Source organism: Neisseria sp. HMSC078C12 (assembly GCF_001838065.1).
Taxonomy (GTDB): domain Bacteria; phylum Pseudomonadota; class Gammaproteobacteria; order Burkholderiales; family Neisseriaceae; genus Neisseria.
The window spans coordinates 1-23,415 of record NZ_KV835592.1 but is presented as its reverse complement, the minus strand read 5'-3'; the positions used below and the strand labels follow the sequence as shown (position 1 = coordinate 23,415).

Genomic DNA, 23,415 nt, shown 5'->3' with positions numbered 1-23,415 from the left:
AAGAAAGAAAAAAGGACGTGCGCGGGCACGTCTTTTGGTAGGCTGCTCTCAACCTCGAGTACTGCATTATTGTCTTAACCCGTTTTATTATTTTGACGAACTGAATATTTCAAATCCAGTACCTTATGTTAACACTGCAATCAGCCAGCGGGAAGCAACACTCTGAACTGTAAACTGAACGGAAAAGTTTAAAAGTAGAGAAAGCTGTAGTTGCCTAAAGCAAATTAGGTTCACAGCCTGATTTACAGTAAAACGTAACAAAGCTTTGTTCAACTACATAACGGGTTTTCAATAAATATTCGGTTGTGTTTGGTTTGCGTTTCCGTCGATGAGTTGTTGCAAAGGACTTTTCAATAATGCAGGTCTGTAGCTGATGTTTTTCTAGGTGCTATCTGTTTTGCTGCCATAGCCTTTGATCGTGCATTCTGCTATACCTTATCTCGTCGATATTGACGGAGTGATGTGTAGTTTCTCAATATAGCCTTTCAAAATAGATACAGATATATGTTTGCTGTATCAACCAGCTTTTACCCTGCAGACAATGCTATCTTTGCTTGGTGTAATTTGTCTGCAGCCTTATCTTTTATTGTCCTTACCCATGACAAAACTATTAATCTCGGGCAGTCTGAATAATGCTGCATCAATGACTTAAACTACAGTGTGCAACGCTATTCGAAAGCGATATGTTTGAATCGTTGAAGCGGTTAATAGCTTACTTGCGCTTGTTTGCTCCTACAAGATGCGAGTATTGGGAAGATAAAAGGAAACTGTCAAATCCCTGTGTTTGAGTTTTGGCTGTTGAGGATGAAGGATTTTTTGCAAAGGTATCAGGCCGTCTGAAAACTTGATAGAAGCAGTCGTCTGTTAAATATGCGATAATGCGGGAGATTTCATGGGTGTGGTAGAAACATGGTTGAGACTGTCCGGTGGGAATCATGCCGGGCAACGATGGAATCGGTTTGCTTGAAACGCCCGCTTTGCGGGTTTTTTTATGGGAAGGAATGGTCATGCCTAATCCGCTTTATCGGCAACATATTATTTCAATTTCAGATTTGACGACGGAGCAGCTCGAATTGCTGCTTCAGACGGCCTTGAAGTTGAAAAAGCAGCCTCGTGAAGATTTGCTTGAAGGCAAGTTGATTGGTTCGTGCTTTTTTGAACCGTCCACCCGTACGCGTTTGTCTTTTGAAACGGCGGTACAGCGTTTGGGTGGGAAAGTTATCGGTTTTTCCGATGGCGCGAATACCAGTGCGAAAAAGGGTGAAACGCTTGCGGATACTGCGAGGATTATTTCCAGCTATACGGATGCGATTATTCAGCGACACCCGAAAGACGGTGCGGCTCGTGTGGCGGCCGAGTTTTCGAGCGTGCCCGTGATTAATGCCGGCGATGGTACCAACCAACATCCGAGTCAGACGCTTTTGGATTTGGTCACGATTTATGAAACACAGGGCAGTTTGAGCAATTTGAAGATTGCGATGGCCGGTGATTTAAAATATGGCCGTACGGTACATTCATTATGTCAGGCGCTGAAGCGTTGGGGTTGTGAATTTGCGTTTGTTTCCCCTCCCAGCTTGGCGATGCCGGACTATATCACTGAAGAGCTGGAAGAGGCCGGTTGCCCTTATCAAATTTTGCCCGGCTTGGAAGAAGCGGTCGAATGGGCGGATATTTTGTACATGACCCGCGTTCAGCGCGAACGTTTTGATGAGCAGGAATTTGCCAAAATCCAGGGTAAATTCAATCTTGATGCGTCAATGCTGGCAAATGCCAAACCCAATTTGCGCGTCTTGCATCCTTTACCGAGGGTAGATGAAATTCATCCGAATGTGGATAAAACACCTCATGCCTATTATTTTGAACAGGCAACCAACGGTGTGTATGCACGGATGGCGATTTTGTCTTTGGTATTGAACGAAGAAGTTTAAGGAGCGAAAGATGGAAAACTCAAAACTCAGCGTGGAAGCGATCGAACAAGGTACGGTCATTGACCATATTCCTGCCGGTAAGGGCTTGGCCATTTTAAGGCAGTTCAAACTGCTGCATTATGGCAATGCAGTAACGGTCGGCTTCAATTTGCCCAGCAAAACGCAGGGCAGCAAAGACATTATTAAAATCAGCGGCGTATGGTTGGATGCCAATGCGGCAAACCGTTTGGCTTTGTTTGCCCCTGAAGCAGTGGTCAACAAAATCGATCGGTTTAAGGTCGTTGAGAAACAGCATTTATCATTGCCGGATGAAATTTCGGAGGTATTCCGCTGTCCGAATACCAATTGCGCCAGTCATGGCGAGCCGGTCATCAGCCGTTTTTATGTCCGCTCACATCATGGGCAGACGCGTTTGAAATGTCATTATTGCGAAAAAACCTTCTCGCGTGATTCGGTTGCCGAAGCCTGATAAAAATCTCAGGCCGTCTGAAGACACGGCTGCGAAATTTGAGTTGTTTGCTTGATACATTAGATGATAAAAAGCAAGATATTAAGCCAAGTTGCGTTAAAATTACGTTAAAATAATGCCTTCCGGGTTGATGACATTATTCGCCCGAAAGGCATTATTTTTTAATAACATGATACGAAATGTAGGAAAACTCATGCACTCATCCATACAAAGCCGGTTTGCCCCAATTTTATACGTCTTAATTTTCTTTGCCGGATTTTTAGCCGCACAAGTTTGGTTTAATCAGCAAGCCTATTTGGCCAATCTTCCCCTTTTGGTTACAGCCATTTCTGCCGTTGCATTGGTTTGGTTGATTTGGGCCGTCGTCTCTGCGCGATCCAAAGCCAAAAGCAAGATGTTGCACCGTGAGCAGCTGATTCAAAAAGAGAGCATTCATCCGGTTTTACATGCGACATTGCAGCGTTCTGACGGGCAAACGGATTTATTGGTTTTGGTTGTCCGCAATAGCGGTAAGGGCTTGGCGAAGAATGTGCGCTTTGAGGCAGAACCTTTGCCGGATCACTTGCCGAGCAAGCTGGTTGCCGATGCAGTGATGCAGTTGGAGATGTTTTCCGGGGGCGTGGATATGCTGGCATCGGGAGAATTGTATGGCGGCGTATTTGCAAGTATGTTGGCGCTGGCTGCCGAATTGCCGGACCAAACATTTGGCGGTGTGTTGAAACTGAAAGCCACTTATGAAAATGCCTTTGGCGATCAATGCACTTCAGAAAGCGTCTTGGATTTGAGCATACTGAATTTCAATCTGTCGGAAATTAAATCCGGCGGCGAGCAAAAGCCCCGTAAGAAATTGTTGTATTGATGTGTAGGATATGCAGGCCGTCTGAAACCGAAATACTTGGTTTCAGACGGCCTGTTGTTATTTTTCAAATGATTTTTGAAGAAAAAGAGGCGTATCGGGTATAATAATCAAAGAATTCGAAACGGATTGCCAGGATCGGCAAGGCCGTCTTATCATTGTTTTAGTTCAAAACTTTACTGATATTTTTTCAATCATCTGTTGCTATGTATCGGAACTTTTTCTGATGTCGGCAGCGGCGAAATATTCCTTCAGCCATTTACTTTCAGGAAGCTGCTTATGTTAGTGTGTAATCCTTATGAAGTTGTGATCCATGGTACAACCAGCAAAGGCAAGATTTTCCGACCAAGCGACTGGGCGGAGCGCCTGTGCGGTATTTTGTCTTCCTTCACCAAAGACAACCGCCTTTCCTATTCGAATTGGGTGCGCCCGATTTTGGTGGACAATGTCCGTTGCGTGGCAGTCGATAAAAAACTGGAAGAAGACAATCCGCAAATGTTCCGTTTCTTGATGGATTTTGCAGCGGATAACGATTTGCGCGTGATTGACTGCAAAGCCTTACTCAAAGAGCAGGAAAGCAAACAGCAGGGCGAAGTGCCGGTCGAGCGCGTTTTGTTGGCGCAGGCGATTGAAGAAAAACACGCCGCCGAGCGTGCGGAAGCGGCCGATACCCAGTCCGAGTCTCAAGCTGCCGCGCCTGTGGTCGGCGTATTGCGTGAAATTCCGCCGGAAGAAACTGCGACCGCTTTTGCGGCATTGAGCATTTTGCGTTCTTCTTTGACCGATATTCACCGTTTTGTCGAACAAATCAACGAGCATCAGCGTAAAACCGGCTACCGCCTGCTGGGTATTTTTGAAGAAGGCAAACAAAATGCCGTAGCCGTATGCGGTTTTCATGCTGCGTACAATTTGGCCAGCGGTTACCACATCCATATTGACGACATCGTGACCATGCCTCAAAGCCGCCGAAAAGGCTATGCTTCGCGCTTGTTGGAAGAAGTACGCAAAATCGGTGCGGAAACCGGCGCAACTAAAATCCATCTGAATGTCCATGTGAACCATGACCGCGCAGATGCGCATCGTCTCTACTTCAAAAACGGATTTGAAATTTGCGCCTACCATTTCCGTTGCGATCCGAAATAATGGTTGTAGAAAGAGGGAATCCCATGTTGAAGATTTTGACTGCGGCTGTTTTGGCACTGAGTTTAGCGGCTTGCGCATCAGGCAGCGGACAAGGCAATTCGCAAATGTATGGCGAGATTAAGGCCGGTGTAGAAACCAGCCATCAACGTTGAGATATACAATGACAAGGCCGTCTGAAATAGGTTTTTCTGTTTCAGACGGCCTTTTTGCAGCTTGATTAGAAGGTAGCGGAGGTATCGTCGGTGGCAACAGTCCGATGCAGGCGATACCAATTGTACAGGCGCAAGATGCACAAGAAAGCAATAATGGGCAAGCAGGCCGCGGTAACCAGATAACGCGGGTTGCTGAAGTTTAAAACATTGCGGCCGGAAAGCAGTGACAAAGCGGCATGTAACCATTCCCACAAAGACGAAATGCTGAATGCCAAAACAGCCAACAGGCCGAGGGTTCGGAAAATACCGATGGGCAGGATTTGTCGGCGCAATACGGCGCGGTTGAGTTGGAACAAAACAATCAAACCGAAGCCGATGATGCAGACCATGCCGCCGTTGGCGACGATTTGCAGGCTGTTGAAGGCGATGTCGGGCGTAACGGAAAGCGTGCCGGACTGGTTGGATGCAGTTTGTTGCAAGTTTAAGCCTTGCATCACATTCAGGACGAAACCGTATATCAGGTCAGCCAAAACGATGCCGATGGGCAGAGGAGTCAAAAAACGTTTCATGGATCGGTCGGATATTTCAGTATTCTATTCGGATGAGTGAGGCCGTCTGAAAATTAAACATGACGACGTGAGGGTATATTGTATCCGATAGGAAAGTAGGTTAATGCAAAAATAAATTTAGTTTAAGTCAGAAAATGATGTAATTTTACGCCAACATTATTGCATTAAGAGTACAATCCTCTTCATTATCAAACGTGAAATCAACAGGAAAGGACGTTTACATGAGCCAATTGCAACGTGATTTAACCCGTATCAGCCACAATACCAAAATTGTCGCCACACTGGGTCCGGGCAGCAACAATGTACAATTGTTGGAAGACATGATCCGTGTCGGCGGCCTTAATGTCGTCCGTTTCAATTTCAGCCACGGTACGCCGGAGTTTCATGAAGAAAATGCCCGTATCGTACGCGAAGCCGCGAAACGTGCGGGTCAGGAAATCGCCATTCTGGCCGATTTGCAAGGACCTAAAATCCGCGTCGGCAAAATCGCAGGCGGCAGTATCGAGCTGAATAAGGGTGAAACCTTGATTTTGGATGCCGCGCTTGAAGGCGAAGGCACACGCGAAGCGGTTGGCCTGGACTACCGCGATTTGCCCAATGACGTCGCTGCCGGCGATGTTTTGTGGCTGGACGACGGCCTGTTGACTTTGACCGTTGAAGCGGTTGAAGGAAGTAAGATTATTACAAGGGTAGAAAACAGCCATGTGCTGAAAAGTAACAAAGGTATCAACAAACGCGGCGGCGGCCTATCTGCCGGCGCGTTGACCGAAAAAGACTTCCGCGACCTGAAAACCGCGATTGCCATCGGTTGCGACTACCTCGCCATCAGCTTTGTGAAATCCGCCGAAGATTTGCACACTGCCCGCGCCAAAGTCGAAGAAGAAATGAAAGGCAGCACTGCCGTTCGCCCCGGGTTGGTTTCCAAAATCGAACGTGTGGAAGCGATTGAAAACTTGGACGAAATCATCCTCGCCAGCGACGGCATCATGGTGGCACGCGGCGACTTGGCGGTCGAAGTCGGACACGCTGCCGTCCCCGCCCTGCAAAAACGCATGATCCGCCGCGCACGCGAGTTGCGCCGCTTCAGCATTACTGCAACCCAAATGATGGAATCCATGATCACCAACCCTGTCCCGACCCGCGCGGAAGTCAGCGACGTGGCCAACGCGGTATTGGACGGCACCGATGCGGTGATGTGTTCCGCCGAAACCGCCGTCGGCGCGTATCCGTTTGAAACCGTCAGCCAAATGGCGATTATTTGCGCGGCTGCGGAAAAAGAACAAGATTCGCTCAACGGCGTTGCCGAACAGGTCGATTATCCCGAAGCCGTCAGCACCAACTTGGCGATTGCCGGCGGTGCGGTCAGCGTGGCGCGCGCAGTTCACGCCAAAGCCATCGTTGCCCTGACTGAAAGCGGTTCGACCGCCTTCGAAGTCAGCCGCCACAACATCACCCTGCCGATTTTTGCCCTGACGCCGAGTGTTTCAGCGCAACGCCGCATGGCGATGTACCGCGGCGTGCGTCCGTTGATTTTGGCAACCAGTACCGATCACGATACCGCGCTGAACGAAGTGGAAGCCATGCTGGTAGAACACAAAATCCTCCAAAGCGGCGACCAATACATCATCACCAGCGGTTCGCAAATGCGTGAATCCGGTTCGACCAATACGCTGGAAGTGTTGCAGGTCAAATAATTGCAGTGATCCGATGATTGGAAAAGCAGGCTGTTTCAGCCTGCTTTTTTTGTGTAAAAAAAGAAAAGATTAGGCAAAAATAATGATGTAGTATAGAATTGAGTGCCTATACTAAATCAATAAAGGACGTTTCAGACGGCCTTTTTCTTTGTCCGCTACTTTCACGGTAAACCAAAATGATTCATTTCAATCTGAAAAAAACAGTATTTATTTTAAGCGCAGCACTGTTATCTACCGCCGTCCAAGCCTCCGGCTACCACTTCGGCACACAATCCGTTAACGCACAAGGCACGGCCAACGCCGCCGCCGCCGAAGCCGCCGATGCATCAACCATTTTCTACAACCCGGCCGGTTTGAGCAAAATCGACAGCAGCCAAATTTCCGTCAACGCCAATATCGTTTTTCCAAGCATTCACTATGAGGCGGAATCTGCGAAACACTTCCGCACGGGTACCGATGTCAGCGGCTCGACCAGCGGCAAAATTACCGAAACCACCGTTGCTCCGCACATCTATGGCGCATACAAAGCCAGCGACGATATTACTTTGGGTTTGGGCGTGTACGTTCCCTTCGGCTCTGCAACCGAATACGAAAAAGATTCCGTATTGCGCCACAACATCAACAAACTGGGTTTGACCACCATCGCCATCGAGCCGGTAGTCGCATGGAAACTGAATGAGCAGCACGCCGTCGGTGCCGGTTTGATTGCCCAATATTCCAAAGCCGAATTGCGCAAATACTCCGACTGGGATGCTTCCGGCGCCATCAGCCAGTTGGCCAGCGGCTTGGCTTCCCGTCAAGCAGGCCGTCCCGTTGCTGTCGATGCGACCGGCAAAGCTGACGGTCATGCCGATGTAAAAGGCCATGATTGGGGCTTCGGCTATCAACTGGCGTGGATGTGGGACATCAACGAGCGCGCACGCGTGGGTGTGAACTATCGTTCCAAAGTATCGCATACGTTAAAAGGCACTGCCGATTGGGAAGCGGACGGCGCATATGCAAAACGTGCTTGGGATTTGGGTGCAATGGCTGCGCGCGGTTATGTGCCGAACGAAAAAGCCAGCGTCAAAATCGTCACGCCTGAGTCTTTGTCTGTTCACGGTATGTACCGCGCCACCGACAAAACCAATTTGTTCGGCGATGTGACTTGGACGCGCCACAGCCGCTTTAACAAAGCCGAGCTGGTGTTTGAAAATACCAAAAACGTTGTCAACGGCAAATCCGACCGTACCGTCATTACGCCTAACTGGCGCAATACTTATAAAGTCGCATTCGGCGGCTCTTACCAAGTTACCGAACCATTGCAACTGCGTGCCGGTATCGCTTTTGACAAATCACCGGTTAAAAGCGCTGAAGATCGCATGAACAGCCTGCCTGACGGCAACCGTATCTGGTTCTCCGTCGGCGCTAAATATCAACTGGGTAAAAACCATGTGATCGATGCGGCGTACAGCCATATTCACATCAATGACACGGTTTACCGCACCGGCAAAGCCAGCGGCAACGACGTGGACAGCCGCGGTGCATCCTCTGCCCGCTTCAAAAACAAAGCGGACATCTTGGGCTTGCAATACACTTACAAATTCAAATAATCGGATTTGAGTTATGGATAAAAAGGCCGTCTGAAGATTTCAGACGGCCTTTTTAATTGGCAGGAATAGATGGAACAATCAATAGGCAATAAATAGCGTGTTGGGCTTTTCATATTTCTGATTGGAATAGCCAGAACGGGAAAGGGGATAGCCGATAAATAGCTGAAGACATGAGATATTGTTTGTGCTTTAAACAACGCGTTACCAATTTTATTTAATGGGCGGAAATCAAAAGGCCGTCTGAAAAACAGGTTTTCAGGCGGCCTTTATTTGCCGGATGGCTGCTAAGAAAGCTCAATCAGCTGCGGACTTCCAGTTCAATTTCTCTTTCTTGTTCGTCTTCGGCCGGTTTATCCATGGTTTTTTCATCAGCCATATTGTCCAAATCGCGGCCGGGTTCGGAGGCGGTATCGCCGATGGAAACGCTGTTCAGGCTTTCCAAAATAATGGCGGAGGCCAGATGGTCGGATGTGCGGTACACCATTGCCAAACCGATTTCTTCCGCCGGAATGGAAACCAATTCAACCGTATCTTTGTCTTTCGGCTTGCGAATCAGGTTGTTGGACAGATTGACACGGACTTGGCGGCCGCGTTTGTAGAGGCTGACCACCGTGCCTTTGTCCAAGCCGTCGAGTTCGCCTTTATCCAACGTAATGGTTTGGAACTGGCCGGCTTCGCCCACGCCGTCGAAGATGGAAACGACTTTGGCCTGAATCGGACGGGCAGGGGCGTGAGGCATCACATTGAAGCTGTCGAGGCCTTCGGGCAGTTTCAGCAGATAGTCGTCTTTGCGGATTTCGGAAACGGCTTCTTCGATAACCAAAGGTTGCGCGGACTGGGTGCGCAGCTTCATGACTTTGTTGACTTGGGTGTAATACTCGTTGCTTTTGAGTTTTTCGTCAGAAGCGCGGGTACGGTTTTCCAAGGCGGAGTCGGTGTAAGGCAGCGTGTTGGCGATGCCGCTGAACACGACTTCTTGGCCGAGGAATTTGCCGGTTTCCGGATCGGTGATGTTTTTATTGACGCGGTAGGTCAGGTAGCGGCCGGGTTCGGTCAGGCCGTATGCGTACACGCGGTTGCCTTGCGTGTAGAGGACGCGGTTGTCGGGGCCTGCAATCAGGCGCGGCGCGTTGGCGGTTTCTTCCGGAGCGATAATCTGCGGATGTTTCATGAACATGCGGTAGAGGTTGACGTTGACGGTCGGAATGCCGTAGCCGGAAGTTTCGCGTACGCGCGGATGCAGTTTGATCACGGGAATGCCGTCTGAACGGGTTTGAGCGTGTTCAAAACCCAGTCGCGGCTGGCCGTTGACGTAGCGTAAAACCAACACCTGACCCGGATAGATCAGATGCGGATTGCGGATGGCGTTGCGGTTGGCGCCCCAAAGGCGGTTCCATTGCCATGGGCTGTACAGATATTTGCCGGAAATACCCCACAAGGTATCGCCGTTTTTAACGACGTAGCGTTGCGGCGCATTGGGGCGGATTTTTAAAGAAGCTGCCTGAGTGTGGGCAGAAATAGCCATGCCTGCCATGCAAAGCAGGGTTATAATACGTTGTTGCATAACCGTTCCCCTTGAAATCGGTTTGGTTTGTCTTCAGATGATAAACAGAGAAGGCTGGAGTTTGCGAAACTGCCGCCCATCCATCAATACGATAACGAACGGCCTCTGTCGCGCTATCTTAACATTTTTCGGCGTTATTTTAGCATTGAATGTTGCTGTCATGACAGGAGATTGTGGCGGCGGAAACCAAATCTGTATGAAAATCACACATCAGCTTTATAAAACGAGAATATTATGGCTTTACTGAACATCCTCCAATACCCTGACGAGCGTTTGCACACGGTCGCCAAACCTGTTGAGAAAATCGACGAGCGCATCCAAACATTGGTTGCCGATATGTTTGAAACCATGTACGAAGCACGCGGTATCGGCTTGGCGGCCACTCAGGTTGACGTACACGAGCGCATCGTCGTGATGGATTTGACCGAAGACCGCAGCGAGCCGCGCGTGTTCATCAATCCCGTCATTGTCGAAAAAGACGGCGAGACAACTTATGAAGAAGGCTGCCTGTCCGTGCCGGGCATTTACGATACCGTAACCCGTGCCGAGCGCGTCAAAGTCGAGGCTTTGAACGAAAAAGGCGAGAAATTCATGCTGGAAGCAGACGGCCTGTTGGCAATCTGCGTGCAGCACGAATTGGACCACCTGATGGGCATCGTGTTTGTCGAACACCTGTCGCAGCTGAAACAAGGCCGCATCAAAACCAAACTGAAAAAACGTCAGAAACACACTATCTGACCTACGCATCGCTTAAAGGCCGTCTGAAAAGACAAAACAGAAGGCAGACTTCGGTTTTCAATCTTTCAGACGGCCTTTTCAGCTGAAACAGTTTGCCCAACGCGCCCATTCAAACCATTTCCACAAGGACACAACATGAAAGTCATCTTTGCCGGTACGCCCGATTTTGCCGCTGCCGCCTTGAAAGCCATCGCCGCCGCAGGTTTTGAAATTCCGCTGGTGTTGACCCAGCCCGACCGCCCCAAAGGCCGCGGCATGCAGTTGACCGCATCGCCGGTCAAACAGGCTGCCTTGGAATTGGGTTTGACCGTGGCGCAGCCGGAAAAGTTGCGCAATAACGCCGAAGCCCTGCAAATGCTCAAAGATACGGGCGCGGATGTGATGGTGGTGGCCGCGTATGGCTTGATTTTGCCGCAGGAAGTGTTGGATACGCCCAAACACGGCTGCCTCAATATCCACGCCTCGCTGTTGCCCCGTTGGCGCGGGGCGGCGCCGATTCAACGTGCGATTGAATCCGGTGATGCCGAAACCGGCGTGTGCATCATGCAGATGGACATCGGCTTGGATACCGGTGATGTGGTCAGCGAACACCGCTACGCCATCCAGCCTATGGATACCGCCAACGAAGTGCATGACGCGTTGATGGGTTTGGGCGCGGAAGCGATTGTTGCTGACTTAAAGCGACTACAGGCGGAAGGCCGTCTGAATGCGGTCAAACAGCCTGAAGAAGGCGTTACCTACGCCCAAAAATTAAGCAAAGAAGAGGCGCGTATCGATTGGAACGAGTCCGCAGACATTATCGAGCGCAAAATCCGCGCCTTTAACCCCGTCCCTGCCGCGTGGGTCGAGTATCAAGGCAAACCGATGAAAATCTGGCGTGCTGAAGTCGTGGCCAAACAGGGTAAAGCAGGCGAGGTGTTGTCCTGCACTTCAGACGGCCTGCTGGTGGCGTGCGGTGAAAACGCGCTGAACATCACCGAATTGCAGCCTTCCGGCAGCAAACGCATGAGCATACAGGCATTTGCGGCAGGCCGGACGATTGAAATCGGAACGGTTTTGTAACAGGCTGGAAACCAACGTAGAGGAAAGAAAATAATGGCTGTTTTTGAAGTGGTTGAGGGCGATATTACCCGATTGGCAGTCGATGCGATTGTCAATGCCGCCAATTCATCGCTGTTGGGCGGTGGCGGCGTAGACGGTGCGATACACCGCGCCGCAGGCAAAGAGCTGCTGGACGAGTGCCGCACTTTGGGCGGTTGCCGCACAGGCGAAGCCAAAATTACCCAAGGCTACCGTTTGCCTGCACGCTTTGTCATCCACACGGTCGGGCCGGTATGGTTTGGCGGAAAACAAAATGAAGAGGCTAAATTGGCACAATCCTATGCCAATTCTTTGCTGCTTGCCCAGAAACACGATCTTCACAGCATTGCCTTTCCGTGCATCAGCACCGGTGTGTACCGTTTTCCGGTCGAAGCCGCCGCACGTATCGCTTTGGAGAGTTTGAAACAAACCCTGCCGCAATGTCCGGCAGTGGAAAAAATCATCTTTTGCTGTTTTTCCAAAACAGATGCCGAATATTATCGGGTATTGCTGGCTGCCGAACAGGCCGTCTGAAATCCGCCGAACACTTGAAATCAAATATAAAGTCAGAAAGCAAAAATATGAGTATGTCCCTCGCCCAAAAACTGGCTGCCGACAGCGTTGCTGCGGTTGCCGAAGGGCGCAATCTTCAGGATGTCTTGGCGGAAATCCGCGCGGCGCATCCGCAGCTGACGGCGCAGGAAAACGGCGCGTTGCAGGATATTGCCTACGGTTGCCAACGTTATTTGGGCAGTTTGAAATATATGCTTGGACAAATGCTGAAGAAGCCGATTGACAATCCGCAGCTAGAAAGCCTGCTTTTGGCGGCAATGTACCAACTGCATTACACGCGCAACGCGCCTCATGCCGTGGTCAATGAGGCGGTGGAAAGCATTGCCAAAATCGGCCGCGGCCAGTTCCGCTCGTTTGCCAATGCGATTTTGCGCCGCTTTTTGCGTGAACGCGACAAGCTCGCGGCTTCCTGCAAAAAAGACGATGTGGCGAAACATAATTTGCCGCTGTGGTGGGTGGCTTACTTGAAAAACCATTATCCGAAACATTGGCACAACATCACCACCGCGCTGCAATCGCATCCGCCGATGACTTTGCGCGTCAACCGCCGACACGGCAATGCCGAAAGCTATTTGGAAAAACTGGCTGCGGAAGGTATTTTGGCCAGGGCGTTGGACGAATACGCCGTGATGTTGGAAGAAGCTGTGCCGGTAAGCCGCCTGCCCGGTTTTTCAGACGGCCTGGTGTCTGTGCAGGATTTTGGTGCGCAACGTGCTGCCTATTTGTTGAACCCGAAAGACGGCGAACGCATCCTCGATGCCTGTGCGGCGCCGGGCGGTAAGACAGGCCATATCTTGGAACTGGCAGATTGTCATGTTACCGCTTTGGATATAGACGAAGGCCGTCTTCACAGGGTGAAGAGCAATCTTGACCGTTTAGGCTTTCAAACGGCCTCTTTGACTTGTGCCGATGCGCAGGACTTGGCGGCATGGTATGATGGTAAGGCCTTTGACGCTGTTTTGGCCGATGTGCCGTGTACCGCTTCGGGCGTGGCGCGCCGCAATCCCGATGTCAAATGGCTGCGCCGCCCGACCGATGCCGTCAAAACTGCACGCCAACAGGAAGCATTATTAGACGCGCTGTGGCAGACCCTGACGAAAAACGGCAGGATGTTGCTGGCTACCTGCTCGGTCTTTGTCGAAGAAAACGACGGTCAATTGCAAAAATTCCTTAACCGCCATGCCGATGCCGAGCTGATCGAATCGCATGTGCTTTTACCGAACAAACATCAAGATGGCTTTTATTACGCGCTTATTAAAAAGCAGTAAAACGCTGATTGTACCGCTCTTGCTCGCCGTGTCGCTGAACGCGGCGGGCGAGGGCATCAGTGCGACCCGTGCCGAGGCAAAGCTGACCCATGCCGGACAGCTTTCCGTCAGCAGCCGTTTCCGCACCGACCTGCCCGATCAGCTCAAAGAAGCACTCAAACAGGGCGTCCCCCTGCATTTCAATTTAAGTTGGCAGCTGTCGGCGCCGTCCGTGGCGTCTTATAAATTCAAGTTCGACCAGCTGCTCAACAACGACAGCACGATTCAATATAAATTATCCTTCCATCCGCTGACCAACCGCTATCGCGTTACCGTCGGTACGTTTTCTACCGAGTACGACACGCTTGAAGCCGCCTTGCGCGCAGTGGGCGCGGTCGCGAATTGGAAGGTTTTATCCAAGGGCGCGCTGAGTGATGTGGCCGCCAAAGACACGAAGGCTGAAATCCGCCTGCTGCTGACAACCGCCAAGCTGCCCAAACCGTTCCAAATCAATGCCCTGACGTCTAAAAACTGGCATTTGGATTCGGGGTGGAAATCCTTGTCGGTCGTGCAGGAGTAAACCATGCGCCGCTTTCTTCTGATTTCCGCCGTATTCGCCGTAGTTTTGTTGTACGGCCTGACTGTTGCAACGGGCAGCAGCAACGTATTGTCCGATTATTTCTGGTGGATTGTCGCCTTGTGCGGCTTGCTGTTGCTGGTGTTGGCCGCGGTGTTGGTGCGCTATGTCGTGCTTTTGATGCGCGACAACAGCAAAAGCGTGTTCGGCTCGCAGATTGCGCGCCGGCTGTCGGGGATGTTTACCTTAGTTGCCGTATTGCCGGGTGTGTTTTTGTTCGGTATTTCCGCCCAGTTTATTAACGGCACGATTAATTCTTGGTTTGGCAACGATACCCATGAGGCTCTAGAGCGCAGCTTAAATTTGAGCAAATCCGCGCTGAACTTGGCGGTGGACAATGCTGTCAGCAACGCCACGCCGGTGCAAATCGATTTAATCAGCGCCGCTTCGCTGGACGGCGACTTGGGGCAGACGCTGACCCAATCCGCGCCTACTTCCGAATTTGCCCAGCTGGCGCTTTATAACGCGACCACCCATAAAGTCGAGAAAAGTATCAACCCCCTGAAACTAAATCAACCGACGCTCAACAAAGAAGGATGGGAGCAGCTGGAGCAGACAGGCTCGGTGCGTAGCTTGGAAAACATCGGCGGCGTGCTGTATGCTCAAGGCTGGATGCTGATCGGTACGCATAAAAATCAGGATTATGCGCTATTTTTCCGGCAACCAATTCCGAAAGATGTTGCCCAAGATGCGACGCTGATTGAAGCGGCCCGCGCCAAATACGCCGAGCTGAGTTATACCAAAAAAGGCCTGCAAACCTTTTTCCTGTCCACGCTGTTGGTCGCGACATTGTTGGCCATCTTTTTGGCACTGGTGATGGCTTTGTATTTTGCCCGCCGTTTTGTGGCGCCGGTGTTGTCGTTGGCAGAGGGCGCGCGGGCGGTGGCTCAGGGTGACTTCAGCCAGACCCGGCCGGTATTCCGCAATGACGAGTTCGGCCGTTTGACCCAATTGTTCAACCACATGACCGAGCAATTGGCGATTGCCAAAGAGGCGGACGAGCGCAACCGTTTGCGCGAAGAAGCTGCCCGCCATTATTTGGAATGCGTGTTGGAAAGTTTGACCACAGGCGTGATTACTTTGGATGCAGACGGCCGTCTGAAAACCTTTAACAAAGCCGCCGAACAGATTTTGGGCGTTTCGCTGGTGTCTTTGTGGGGCAGCAACTGGCATCAATGGCACGGCAAATCGCCGCAGCAAACCCTGTTGGCCGATGTGTTTGCCGCCATCCATGAAACCGCCGACAGCGACAAACCCGTCCAAGTCGAATACGCCGCGCCCGACGATGCCCGAATCTTGTTGGGCAAAGCCACCATCCTGCCGGAAGACAACGATAACGGCGTGGTGATGGTGATTGATGACATTACCGTCTTGATACGCGCGCAAAAAGAGGCCGCATGGGGCGAAGTGGCGAAACGTTTGGCACACGAAATCCGCAATCCGCTTACGCCCATCCAGCTTTCCGCCGAGAGATTGGCATGGAAATTGCATGATAAACTTGATGAACAAGACGCCCAGATCCTCAGCCGTTCAACCGATACCATCGTCAAACAGGTTGCCGCGCTGAAAGAAATGGTCGAAGCATTCCGCAATTATGCGCGTGCGCCGTCTCTGAACTTAGAAAAACAAGATTTAAACGGTTTGGTGTCGGAAGTATTGGTATTATATGAGGCTGGCGCGTGCAAATTTAATGCACGGCTTAGCGCTGACGCCCTGTCGATTGCCGCCGATACGACGGCCATGCGCCAAGTGTTGCATAACCTATTTAAGAATGCCGCAGAAGCGGCGGAGTCGGACGAGGCGCCGCAAGTAAACATCGAAACAGGACGCGAAGGCGGACAGGTTTTCCTGACTGTCTGCAACAACGGCAAAAGTTTCAGCAAAGAAATGCTGCACAATGCTTTTGAGCCGTACGTTACCGACAAACCGACAGGAACGGGGCTGGGTTTGCCCGTTGTGAAAAAAATTATCGAGGAGCATGGCGGCCGCATCAGTCTGAGCAATCAGAACAGCGGCGGCGCGTGCGTCAAAATAGCTTTACCGGAAATGGCAGAAACTTATGCGAAGCAGTGATATTTTGATTGTAGATGATGAAGTAGGCATCCGCGACCTGCTCTCCGAAATCCTTCAAGACGAAGGCTATACCGTTACTTTGGCCGAAAATGCCGAAGAAGCGCGCCAATTGCGTTACCAAACGCGTCCGGCCATGGTATTGCTGGACATTTGGATGCCCGATTGCGACGGCATCACTTTGTTGAAAGAGTGGGCGAAAAACGGCCAACTCAATATGCCCGTGGTTATGATGAGCGGCCATGCCAGCATCGACACCGCGGTTGAAGCCACCAAAATCGGTGCGCTCGATTTTCTGGAAAAACCGATTGCCCTGCAAAAACTCTTGTCCGCAGTAGAACGCGCCTTGAAACATGGCGAAGTTCAGACGGCCTCCGGCATGACTTTGGACAAACTGGGCAACAGCCCCGTCATTCAAGAAATGAACGGCAGCATTGAAGCGGCCGCCAAACACAACCGCCCGCTGCTGTTGGCCGGTGAGGCAGGCTCGCCGTTTGAAATTGTTGCCCGCTATCTACATAAAAGCGGTACGCCTTGGGTGGCAACCGACCGTGTCGAACACATTGTCGATACGCCGATGGAGCTGTTGCAAAAGGCATCAGGTGGTATTTTGTATGTCGGCGATATTGCCCGTTACAGCAAAAACATCCAAAACGGCATCGCTTTCTTGCTGGAGAAAGCCGACCGCTACAATGTCCGTGTGATTGCTTCATGCGGCTTTAAACGCGGCGAGAGCGCCGATGACGTCGTTGCCGGCCGACTGGCGGAGCTGTTGAAAGAGCGCATCAATATCCCTTCTTTGCGCAGCCAACCGGACGATATTGTCTTTTTAATCAACCGCATCATGACCGATTTGGCCGAAAGTCAAAAAATCCAGCCGGTAAAATTCAGCGACAGCGCGTTGGTGGTTTTGCGCCAATACGATTGGCCGGGCAATTACGACCAGCTTGCCGAAACGGTGAAAAACATCATGTTGGAATCGGACGGCAAAGAAGTGGACGAGCAGGCCGTTGCCGTGGCTTTGGGTCAGAAGGAAAATGCAACGGCGACAGAAATCATCGGCGGCTTCAATTTCAATATGCCTTTGCGCGAATTGAGGGAAGAAGTCGAGCGCCGCTACTTTGAGTATCACATCGCCCAAGAAGGCCAAAATATGAGCCGCGTGGCGCAAAAGGTCGGTTTGGAGCGTACGCACCTTTACCGCAAACTCAAACAACTCGGTATCAGCGTATCGCGCCGCAGCGCCGACAAATCCGAAGAATAAGCGCAATATCGGTTCAAACGCAAAAGAGGCCGTCTGAAAGCCATCAGGTTTTTCAGACGGCATCGTCATTTGACGGTTTGCTTGGATAAGCAATATTTGATAAAAAATAATGATATGGCCAGGCATTGTTGTTTTGCCTTTTAAGCCAGACAAAAGTTTTATACCAATAAAATTTTCAGACGGCCTTGATTTGCTTCAGGCCGTCTGAAAACCATTACGAAAAGGGAACAGATTGATGACGGAAAACGAGCGTTTTGCTTGGTTGCAACTGGCATTTACGCCCTATATCGGCGCAGAAAGTTTTTTGGTGCTGTTGCAGCAATTCGGTAGTGCACAAGCTGCCTTGAGTGCGCCGGCAGACAAAATTGCCGCCCTGGTACGCCATAAACAGGCGTCCGAGTCATGGCGCAATGCGGACAAACGGGCTTTGGCGCAGCAGTCTGCCGAAGCCGCTTTACAATGGGAAATGCAGGACGGTTGCCGTTTGTTGCTGCTGCAAGATGATGATTTCCCCGAAATGCTGACACAAGGCATTACCGCGCCGCCGGTTTTGTTTTTGCGCGGCAATGCAGGACTGTTGCACACACCCTCTGCCGCGATTGTCGGCAGCCGCCATGCCACACCGCAGGCCATGCGGATTGCCAAAGATTTCGGCAGGGCGTTGAGTGAAAAAGGCATTCCCGTCGTATCGGGTATGGCTTCGGGTATCGATACCGCCGCCCATCAGGGCGCATTGCAGGCAGATGGCGGCACCATCGCCGTCTGGGGAACCGGTATAGACCGCATTTATCCGCCATCCAATAAAAACCTTGCTTATGAAATCGCTGAAAAAGGATTGATTGTCAGCGAGTTCCCTTTGGACACGCGTCCGTTTGCAGGCAACTTTCCGCGCCGCAACCGTTTGATTGCCGCATTATCGCAGCTGACATTGGTGGTCGAAGCGGCATTGGAATCCGGCTCATTGATTACTGCCAAGCTGGCGGCGGAGATGGGGCGCGAAGTGATGGCGGTACCCGGTTCGATAGACAATCCGCACAGCAAAGGCTGCCACAAGCTGATTAAAGACGGGGCAAAATTGGTGGAATGTTTGGACGATATTCTTCACGAATGTCCGCAGCTATTGCAAAATACGCCTGTTCCATCATATTCTATAAATAAGACGGTAAAACCAAAAAACGACCAAACCAAACGTCTGCAACCCAAAACAATAGCGGATGAACCGCAAAGGCCGTCTGAAAACCCTCCTGCCGCCCCATCAACAAGCGCTTTATTGGAAGCAATGGGTTACGACCCGATACACCCCGATATTTTGGCGCAACAAACCAATACGGCAGCAGCAGACGTATACGCACAGCTTTTGGAATACGAACTCGACGGTATCGTTGCCGCTTTGCCGGGCGGCCGTTACCAGCGCATCAAAGCATAAATTATCTATATTTAAGGAACCAGCATGACCGAAGTCATTGCCTATTTAATCGAACACTTCCAAGATTTCGACAACTGTCCGCCTCCGGAAGATTTGGGTCGCCTGCTGGAAGATGCAGGTTTTGACGCTACGGAAATCGGCAACACATTGATGATGATGGAAGTCTTGTTCAATACGTCCGAATTTTATGCCGAGCCGTTTAACAGCGATTCCCTGCGCATATTCTGCCGTGAAGAAGCTGAAAACCTGCCGCAGGAAGTCATGGGCTTGATGCAGTATCTGGTTGCCGAGCACGCAATTACTTACGAGCAGCGCGAAATCGTCATTCACGCCCTGATGCACATTCCATCGGACGAAATCACCCTCGATACCGCCAAAGTATTGGTATTGCTGGTGTTGTGGATGCACAAGAGCGAGTTGCCCGTCCTGATTGGCGACGACTTGATGAGTGCGTTGACCGGACAAAACGTGATGCACTAAACCTTTTTTCAGACGGCCTGAACAAAATGATAAAAGGCCGTCTGAAACATAAACCCAATACATCCAAAAGAGAACAACAATGGCGAAAAACCTATTAATCGTCGAATCCCCGTCCAAAGCCAAAACCCTGAAGAAATATCTGGGCGGTGATTTTGAAATCTTAGCGTCTTACGGTCATGTCCGCGACTTGGTACCCAAAAGCGGAGCAGTTGATCCCGACAACGGCTTTGCCATGAAGTACCAGCTGATCAGCCGCAACAGCAAACACGTCGATGCCATCGTCGCCGGTGCCAAAGAAGCCGAAAACATCTACCTCGCAACCGACCCGGATAGGGAAGGCGAAGCCATTTCCTGGCATCTTTTGGAAATCCTCAAATCCAAACGCGGCCTGAAAAACATCAAGCCGCAGCGTGTCGTGTTCCACGAAATCACCAAAAACGCCGTACTCGATGCCGTCGCCCATCCGCGTGAAATCGAAATGGATTTGGTTGATGCGCAACAAGCCCGCCGCGCTTTGGACTATCTGGTTGGTTTCAACCTCTCGCCATTGTTGTGGAAAAAAATCCGCCGCGGTTTGAGCGCGGGCCGCGTGCAAAGCCCCGCCCTGCGTTTGATTTGCGAACGCGAAAACGAAATTCGCGCGTTTGAAGCGCAGGAATATTGGACGGTACATCTCGACAGCCACAAAGGCCGTAGCAAGTTCACCGCCAAACTCGCCCAATACAACGGCGCGAAACTCGAACAATTCGACCTGCCGAACGAAACCGCGCAAGCCGACATATTGAAAGAACTCGAAGGTAAAGAGGCAGTCGTTACCGCCATTGAAAAGAAAAAGCGCAGCCGCAATCCCGCCGCGCCGTTCACCACTTCTACCATGCAGCAGGATGCCGTGCGCAAACTCGGTTTTACCACCGACCGCACCATGCGTACTGCCCAGCAACTTTACGAAGGTATAGACGTAGGGCAGGGCGCCATCGGTTTGATTACCTATATGCGTACCGACAGCGTGAATTTGGCCGATGAAGCGTTAACCGAAATCCGCCATTACATCGAAAACAAAATCGGCAAAGAATATCTGCCGAGTGCCGCCAAACAATACAAAACCAAATCCAAAAACGCCCAAGAAGCCCACGAAGCGATCCGTCCGACTTCCGTGTACCGCACGCCTGAAAGTGTCAAACCCTTCCTGAGCGCAGACCAGTTCAAACTCTATCAAATGATTTGGCAGCGTACCGTTGCCTGTCAGATGACGCCCGCTAAATTCGACCAAACCACCGTCGATATTACCGTCGGCAAAGGCGTATTCCGCGTAACCGGACAAGTACAAACCTTCGCAGGCTTCCTCAGCGTTTACGAAGAAAGCAGCGACGATGAAGAGAGCGAAGACAGCAAAAAACTGCCCGAAATGAGCGAAGGCGACAAACTGCCTGTGGACAAACTTTACGGCGAACAACACTTTACCACCCCGCCGCCGCGCTATAACGAAGCCACACTGGTTAAAGCCCTCGAAGAATACGGCATCGGCCGCCCATCGACCTACGCCAGTATCATCTCCACGCTCAAAGACCGTGAATACGTTACCCTTGAGCAAAAACGCTTCATGCCCACCGACACAGGCGATATCGTCAATAAATTCCTGACCGAACACTTCGCCCAATATGTCGATTACCACTTTACCGCCAAACTCGAAGACCAGCTTGACGAAATTGCCAACGGCAAACGCCAATGGATCCCCGTGATGGACAAATTCTGGAAACCGTTCATCAAACAAGTAGAAGAAAAAGAGGGCATCGAACGCGCCAAATTCACCACGCAGGAACTCGACGAAACCTGCCCGAAATGCGGAGAACATAAACTGCAAATCAAATTCGGCAAAATGGGCCGCTTCGTCGCCTGCGCCGGCTATCCCAAGTGCAGCTACACCCGCAACGTTAACGAAACCGCCGAAGAAGCCGCTGAGCGCATCGCCAAAGCCGAGGCCGAACAAGCCGAACTTGACGGACGTGAATGCCCTAAATGCGGCGGTCGCCTAGTGTACAAATACAGCCGTACCGGCAGCAAATTCATCGGCTGTGCCAACTATCCGAAATGCAAGCACGTTGAGCCGTTGGAAAAACCGAAAGACACCGGCGTCCAATGCCCACAATGCAAAAAAGGCAACCTCGTCGAGCGCAAATCCCGCTACGGCAAACTGTTTTACAGTTGCAGTACCTATCCGGATTGTAACTACGCCACATGGAACCCGCCCATTGCAGAAACCTGCCCAAAATGCGCATGGCCAGTTTTAACCATCAAAACCACCAAACGTTGGGGCGTGGAAAAAGTCTGCCCGCAAAAAGAATGCGGCTGGAAAGAACAGATTGAACCGCCTGCACCGAAGGAGTAATTGGTTAAAGCTTGGATAGAAAAAGGCCGTCTGAAAAATGATTTTCAGACGGCCTTTTTTGTATTGAAAGGATAAGAGGGGAATACGGTTTGATAGCAGTTTCACTATATAATTGAGGCCGTCTGAAAACTTGGCATCTTTTAAAAAATTATGGCAAATAACAAACATTCCAAACACACCAATCAAGTACGCATCATTGGCGGGCAATGTAGGGGACGAAAGTTAACTTTTCTGTCCGCAGATGGTTTGCGTCCGACACCTGACAGCGTGCGTGAAAAACTGTTTAACTGGTTGGGTCAGGATTTAACCGGCAAAACAGTATTGGATTTATTCAGCGGTAGTGGTGCTTTGGGAATGGAGGCTGCTTCTCGTAATGCGGCAAAAGTGGTAATGGTCGACAACCACCGCCAAACTGTACAAACACTTCAGAAAAATGTTCGTGAATTAGGCTTGAGGCATGTGGAAATCGTGTGTTCAGACGGCATGGCTTATTTGACAAGGCCGTCTGAAAAATTTGATGTCGTGTTCCTTGATCCGCCGTTTGCATGGGAAGATTGGCAAAATCTGTTTATCCGATTGCAAAGCCACTTGAAAAATGAGGCGATGGTCTATATTGAAGCAGGGAAGCTGCCTGAAAAACCGGATTGGCTGGAAATTTATCGGGAAGGAAAGGCGGGAATGAGTAAGTTTGAATTGTTGCTCTATTCGCAAGTTGCTGAATAGTATGGAATTTGATAATCATTCCCAAGGTGTAAAACATTCTTTCAAACAGATTGTTCCGACGTCATTTGTGCTATAATCCGCGCCCAATCGGTTTTGATAATTTAAGAAAAAAGGAAATAGAAATGTCGCTCTTTATTACAGATGAGTGCATTAACTGCGATGTGTGCGAACCGGAATGCCCTAATGATGCCATTTCGCAAGGTGAAGAAATTTACGAAATCAATCCAAATTTGTGTACGCAATGTGTAGGCCATTACGATGAGCCGCAGTGCCAACAGGTATGTCCTGTCGACTGTATCTTGATCGATGAAGAGCATCCTGAAACGCACGAAGAACTGATGGCCAAGTACGAAAAAATCATTCAGTTTAAATAAATAGTGTTTAAAAGCAAAAGCTTGGATATTTTTAAAGAAATAAGTGAAAAAAAATCTTGACGGAAATCTGAGTTGCAAATAAACTAGCGTTCTCTTTTGGAGGGATTCCCGAGCGGTCAAAGGGGGCAGACTGTAAATCTGTTGCGTGAGCTTCGAAGGTTCGAATCCTTCTCCCTCCACCAAAAATTCTTACTTGGAGCAAATAGTGAGTATGCGGGTGTAGCTCAATGGTAGAGCAGAAGCCTTCCAAGCTTACGGTGAGGGTTCGATTCCCTTCACCCGCTCCAAACAATTTCGCCCATGTAGCTCAGGGGTAGAGCACTCCCTTGGTAAGGGAGAGGTCGGCAGTTCAAATCTGCCCATGGGCACCATCTCATTATTACCCTTTCTTTCAAAAGCTTAGATTATAGGATATTGCCATGGCTAAGGAAAAATTTGAACGTAGCAAAC

At 50.5% G+C, this 23,415-nt stretch carries 22 protein-coding genes and 3 tRNA genes; 22 read left to right on the top strand and 3 right to left on the bottom strand.

The features are described from left to right. Window positions 1-712 precede the first annotated feature (712 nt). Window positions 713-1,009, bottom strand: coding sequence for a hypothetical protein (locus HMPREF2596_RS10915; RefSeq protein ID WP_083324979.1), 297 nt, complete (start codon window positions 1,007-1,009; stop codon window positions 713-715). Here HMPREF2596_RS10915 and pyrB point away from each other — a divergent pair. The 5 genes from pyrB to HMPREF2596_RS11535 all read left to right on the top strand — a co-directional run bounded on the left by pyrB (window position 1,008) and on the right by HMPREF2596_RS11535 (window position 4,548). Further along, complete coding sequence (pyrB, locus tag HMPREF2596_RS03455; RefSeq protein ID WP_049322220.1) at window positions 1,008-1,928, top strand: aspartate carbamoyltransferase; 921 nt, start codon at window positions 1,008-1,010, stop codon at window positions 1,926-1,928. The genes HMPREF2596_RS10915 and pyrB overlap by 2 nt on opposite strands. A gap of 10 nt (window positions 1,929-1,938) precedes the next feature. Continuing rightward, window positions 1,939-2,397: an aspartate carbamoyltransferase regulatory subunit gene (gene pyrI / locus HMPREF2596_RS03450; protein ID WP_003749219.1), complete on the top strand. Its 459-nt coding sequence runs from the start codon at window positions 1,939-1,941 to the stop codon at window positions 2,395-2,397. Between the two features lie 193 nt (window positions 2,398-2,590). Beyond that, the gene (locus HMPREF2596_RS03445) at window positions 2,591-3,256 is read left to right on the top strand and encodes a COG1361 family protein (protein WP_036491369.1); all 666 of its coding nucleotides are present in this window, start codon (window positions 2,591-2,593) and stop codon (window positions 3,254-3,256) included. Window positions 3,257-3,532: 276 nt separating this feature from the next. Then, on the top strand, window positions 3,533-4,396 hold the full coding sequence (locus HMPREF2596_RS03440) for a GNAT family N-acetyltransferase (RefSeq protein ID WP_070849659.1): 864 nt from the start codon (window positions 3,533-3,535) through the stop codon (window positions 4,394-4,396). 23 nt (window positions 4,397-4,419) lie between these two features. Further along, window positions 4,420-4,548, top strand: coding sequence for a hypothetical protein (locus tag HMPREF2596_RS11535; RefSeq protein WP_283140398.1), 129 nt, complete (start codon window positions 4,420-4,422; stop codon window positions 4,546-4,548). 65 nt (window positions 4,549-4,613) lie between these two features. On the opposite strand, the gene HMPREF2596_RS03435 is transcribed toward HMPREF2596_RS11535, so the two are convergent. Next, window positions 4,614-5,117 (bottom strand): hypothetical protein, encoded by a 504-nt coding sequence (locus tag HMPREF2596_RS03435; RefSeq protein ID WP_070849657.1) that lies wholly within the window; start codon window positions 5,115-5,117, stop codon window positions 4,614-4,616. A 221-nt stretch (window positions 5,118-5,338) separates the two neighbouring features. Between HMPREF2596_RS03435 and pyk the strand changes: the two genes are divergently transcribed. Together pyk and HMPREF2596_RS03425 are read left to right on the top strand one after the other, a co-directional pair. Further along, window positions 5,339-6,811, top strand: coding sequence for a pyruvate kinase (gene pyk, locus HMPREF2596_RS03430; RefSeq protein WP_070849656.1), 1,473 nt, complete (start codon window positions 5,339-5,341; stop codon window positions 6,809-6,811). Window positions 6,812-6,987: 176 nt separating this feature from the next. Beyond that, window positions 6,988-8,403: an OmpP1/FadL family transporter gene (locus HMPREF2596_RS03425; RefSeq protein ID WP_070849654.1), complete on the top strand. Its 1,416-nt coding sequence runs from the start codon at window positions 6,988-6,990 to the stop codon at window positions 8,401-8,403. Window positions 8,404-8,701: 298 nt separating this feature from the next. Here HMPREF2596_RS03425 and HMPREF2596_RS03420 read toward each other — a convergent pair whose 3' ends face one another. Beyond that, complete coding sequence (locus HMPREF2596_RS03420; RefSeq protein ID WP_049336996.1) at window positions 8,702-9,967, bottom strand: LysM peptidoglycan-binding domain-containing protein; 1,266 nt, start codon at window positions 9,965-9,967, stop codon at window positions 8,702-8,704. Window positions 9,968-10,201: 234 nt separating this feature from the next. Here HMPREF2596_RS03420 and def point away from each other — a divergent pair, with 234 nt between their 5' ends. From def to HMPREF2596_RS03345, 15 genes are all read left to right on the top strand, one after another. Next, entirely contained in the window at window positions 10,202-10,705 is a 504-nt protein-coding gene (gene def, locus HMPREF2596_RS03415) for a peptide deformylase (protein ID WP_070849652.1), read from the top strand. A gap of 135 nt (window positions 10,706-10,840) precedes the next feature. Further along, a complete protein-coding gene (fmt, locus tag HMPREF2596_RS03410; RefSeq protein ID WP_070849651.1) occupies window positions 10,841-11,767 on the top strand; it encodes a methionyl-tRNA formyltransferase in 927 nt (308 codons plus the stop codon). A gap of 33 nt (window positions 11,768-11,800) precedes the next feature. Further along, window positions 11,801-12,319 carry an O-acetyl-ADP-ribose deacetylase gene (locus tag HMPREF2596_RS03405; protein ID WP_070849649.1) on the top strand — a complete coding sequence of 173 codons (519 nt, stop codon included), beginning with the start codon at window positions 11,801-11,803 and terminating at the stop codon, window positions 12,317-12,319. Between the two features lie 47 nt (window positions 12,320-12,366). Then, on the top strand, window positions 12,367-13,626 hold the full coding sequence (gene rsmB, locus HMPREF2596_RS03400; RefSeq protein ID WP_070849647.1) for a 16S rRNA (cytosine(967)-C(5))-methyltransferase RsmB: 1,260 nt from the start codon (window positions 12,367-12,369) through the stop codon (window positions 13,624-13,626). Beyond that, the gene (locus HMPREF2596_RS03395; protein ID WP_049322230.1) at window positions 13,592-14,185 is read left to right on the top strand and encodes a DUF4390 domain-containing protein; all 594 of its coding nucleotides are present in this window, start codon (window positions 13,592-13,594) and stop codon (window positions 14,183-14,185) included. The genes rsmB and HMPREF2596_RS03395 overlap by 35 nt, the downstream gene beginning before the upstream one ends. Before the next feature lie 3 nt (window positions 14,186-14,188). Next, window positions 14,189-16,315 (top strand): sensor histidine kinase, encoded by a 2,127-nt coding sequence (locus HMPREF2596_RS03390; protein WP_070849645.1) that lies wholly within the window; start codon window positions 14,189-14,191, stop codon window positions 16,313-16,315. Next, complete coding sequence (locus HMPREF2596_RS03385) at window positions 16,302-17,576, top strand: sigma-54-dependent transcriptional regulator (protein WP_070849643.1); 1,275 nt, start codon at window positions 16,302-16,304, stop codon at window positions 17,574-17,576. Before HMPREF2596_RS03390 ends, HMPREF2596_RS03385 begins: the two co-directional genes overlap by 14 nt. 235 nt (window positions 17,577-17,811) lie before the next feature. Next, window positions 17,812-19,002, top strand: a complete 1,191-nt coding sequence (gene dprA, locus HMPREF2596_RS03380) for a DNA-processing protein DprA (protein WP_070849641.1) — start codon at window positions 17,812-17,814, stop codon at window positions 19,000-19,002. A gap of 24 nt (window positions 19,003-19,026) precedes the next feature. Continuing rightward, entirely contained in the window at window positions 19,027-19,482 is a 456-nt protein-coding gene (locus tag HMPREF2596_RS03375) for a Smg family protein (protein WP_070849635.1), read from the top strand. Between the two features lie 79 nt (window positions 19,483-19,561). After that, on the top strand, window positions 19,562-21,868 hold the full coding sequence (gene topA / locus HMPREF2596_RS03370) for a type I DNA topoisomerase (RefSeq protein ID WP_070849633.1): 2,307 nt from the start codon (window positions 19,562-19,564) through the stop codon (window positions 21,866-21,868). 150 nt (window positions 21,869-22,018) lie between these two features. Then, complete coding sequence (gene rsmD / locus HMPREF2596_RS03365) at window positions 22,019-22,591, top strand: 16S rRNA (guanine(966)-N(2))-methyltransferase RsmD (RefSeq protein WP_070849631.1); 573 nt, start codon at window positions 22,019-22,021, stop codon at window positions 22,589-22,591. A 122-nt stretch (window positions 22,592-22,713) separates the two neighbouring features. Further along, complete coding sequence (locus HMPREF2596_RS03360) at window positions 22,714-22,965, top strand: YfhL family 4Fe-4S dicluster ferredoxin (RefSeq protein ID WP_003679513.1); 252 nt, start codon at window positions 22,714-22,716, stop codon at window positions 22,963-22,965. 98 nt (window positions 22,966-23,063) lie between these two features. Continuing rightward, a tRNA-Tyr gene (locus HMPREF2596_RS03355) sits at window positions 23,064-23,147 on the top strand. Between the two features lie 31 nt (window positions 23,148-23,178). Further along, a tRNA-Gly gene (locus tag HMPREF2596_RS03350) sits at window positions 23,179-23,252 on the top strand. 9 nt (window positions 23,253-23,261) lie between these two features. After that, window positions 23,262-23,336 (top strand) — tRNA-Thr (locus HMPREF2596_RS03345). The last annotated feature ends 79 nt before the right edge of the window (window positions 23,337-23,415 follow it).

Excerpts from the sequence above, each read along its gene's own strand:
- dprA (WP_070849641.1), top strand. The coding sequence starts at position 17,812 with ATGACGGAAAACGAGCGTTTTGCTTGGTTGCAACTGGCATTTACGCCC.
- HMPREF2596_RS03420 (WP_049336996.1), bottom strand. The coding sequence starts at position 9,967 with ATGCAACAACGTATTATAACCCTGCTTTGCATGGCAGGCATGGCTATT.
- rsmB (WP_070849647.1), top strand. The coding sequence starts at position 12,367 with ATGAGTATGTCCCTCGCCCAAAAACTGGCTGCCGACAGCGTTGCTGCG.
- HMPREF2596_RS03435 (WP_070849657.1), bottom strand. The coding sequence starts at position 5,117 with ATGAAACGTTTTTTGACTCCTCTGCCCATCGGCATCGTTTTGGCTGAC.
- HMPREF2596_RS03440 (WP_070849659.1), top strand. The coding sequence starts at position 3,533 with ATGTTAGTGTGTAATCCTTATGAAGTTGTGATCCATGGTACAACCAGC.
- pyrB (WP_049322220.1), top strand. The coding sequence starts at position 1,008 with ATGCCTAATCCGCTTTATCGGCAACATATTATTTCAATTTCAGATTTG.
- topA (WP_070849633.1), top strand. The coding sequence starts at position 19,562 with ATGGCGAAAAACCTATTAATCGTCGAATCCCCGTCCAAAGCCAAAACC.
- HMPREF2596_RS03360 (WP_003679513.1), top strand. The coding sequence starts at position 22,714 with ATGTCGCTCTTTATTACAGATGAGTGCATTAACTGCGATGTGTGCGAA.
- HMPREF2596_RS03385 (WP_070849643.1), top strand. The coding sequence starts at position 16,302 with ATGCGAAGCAGTGATATTTTGATTGTAGATGATGAAGTAGGCATCCGC.
- HMPREF2596_RS03445 (WP_036491369.1), top strand. The coding sequence starts at position 2,591 with ATGCACTCATCCATACAAAGCCGGTTTGCCCCAATTTTATACGTCTTA.
- HMPREF2596_RS10915 (WP_083324979.1), bottom strand. The coding sequence starts at position 1,009 with ATGACCATTCCTTCCCATAAAAAAACCCGCAAAGCGGGCGTTTCAAGC.
- HMPREF2596_RS03390 (WP_070849645.1), top strand. The coding sequence starts at position 14,189 with ATGCGCCGCTTTCTTCTGATTTCCGCCGTATTCGCCGTAGTTTTGTTG.
- pyk (WP_070849656.1), top strand. The coding sequence starts at position 5,339 with ATGAGCCAATTGCAACGTGATTTAACCCGTATCAGCCACAATACCAAA.
- rsmD (WP_070849631.1), top strand. The coding sequence starts at position 22,019 with ATGGCAAATAACAAACATTCCAAACACACCAATCAAGTACGCATCATT.
- HMPREF2596_RS03395 (WP_049322230.1), top strand. The coding sequence starts at position 13,592 with ATGGCTTTTATTACGCGCTTATTAAAAAGCAGTAAAACGCTGATTGTA.
- HMPREF2596_RS03405 (WP_070849649.1), top strand. The coding sequence starts at position 11,801 with ATGGCTGTTTTTGAAGTGGTTGAGGGCGATATTACCCGATTGGCAGTC.
- HMPREF2596_RS03375 (WP_070849635.1), top strand. The coding sequence starts at position 19,027 with ATGACCGAAGTCATTGCCTATTTAATCGAACACTTCCAAGATTTCGAC.
- HMPREF2596_RS11535 (WP_283140398.1), top strand. The coding sequence starts at position 4,420 with ATGTTGAAGATTTTGACTGCGGCTGTTTTGGCACTGAGTTTAGCGGCT.
- HMPREF2596_RS03425 (WP_070849654.1), top strand. The coding sequence starts at position 6,988 with ATGATTCATTTCAATCTGAAAAAAACAGTATTTATTTTAAGCGCAGCA.
- fmt (WP_070849651.1), top strand. The coding sequence starts at position 10,841 with ATGAAAGTCATCTTTGCCGGTACGCCCGATTTTGCCGCTGCCGCCTTG.
- pyrI (WP_003749219.1), top strand. The coding sequence starts at position 1,939 with ATGGAAAACTCAAAACTCAGCGTGGAAGCGATCGAACAAGGTACGGTC.
- def (WP_070849652.1), top strand. The coding sequence starts at position 10,202 with ATGGCTTTACTGAACATCCTCCAATACCCTGACGAGCGTTTGCACACG.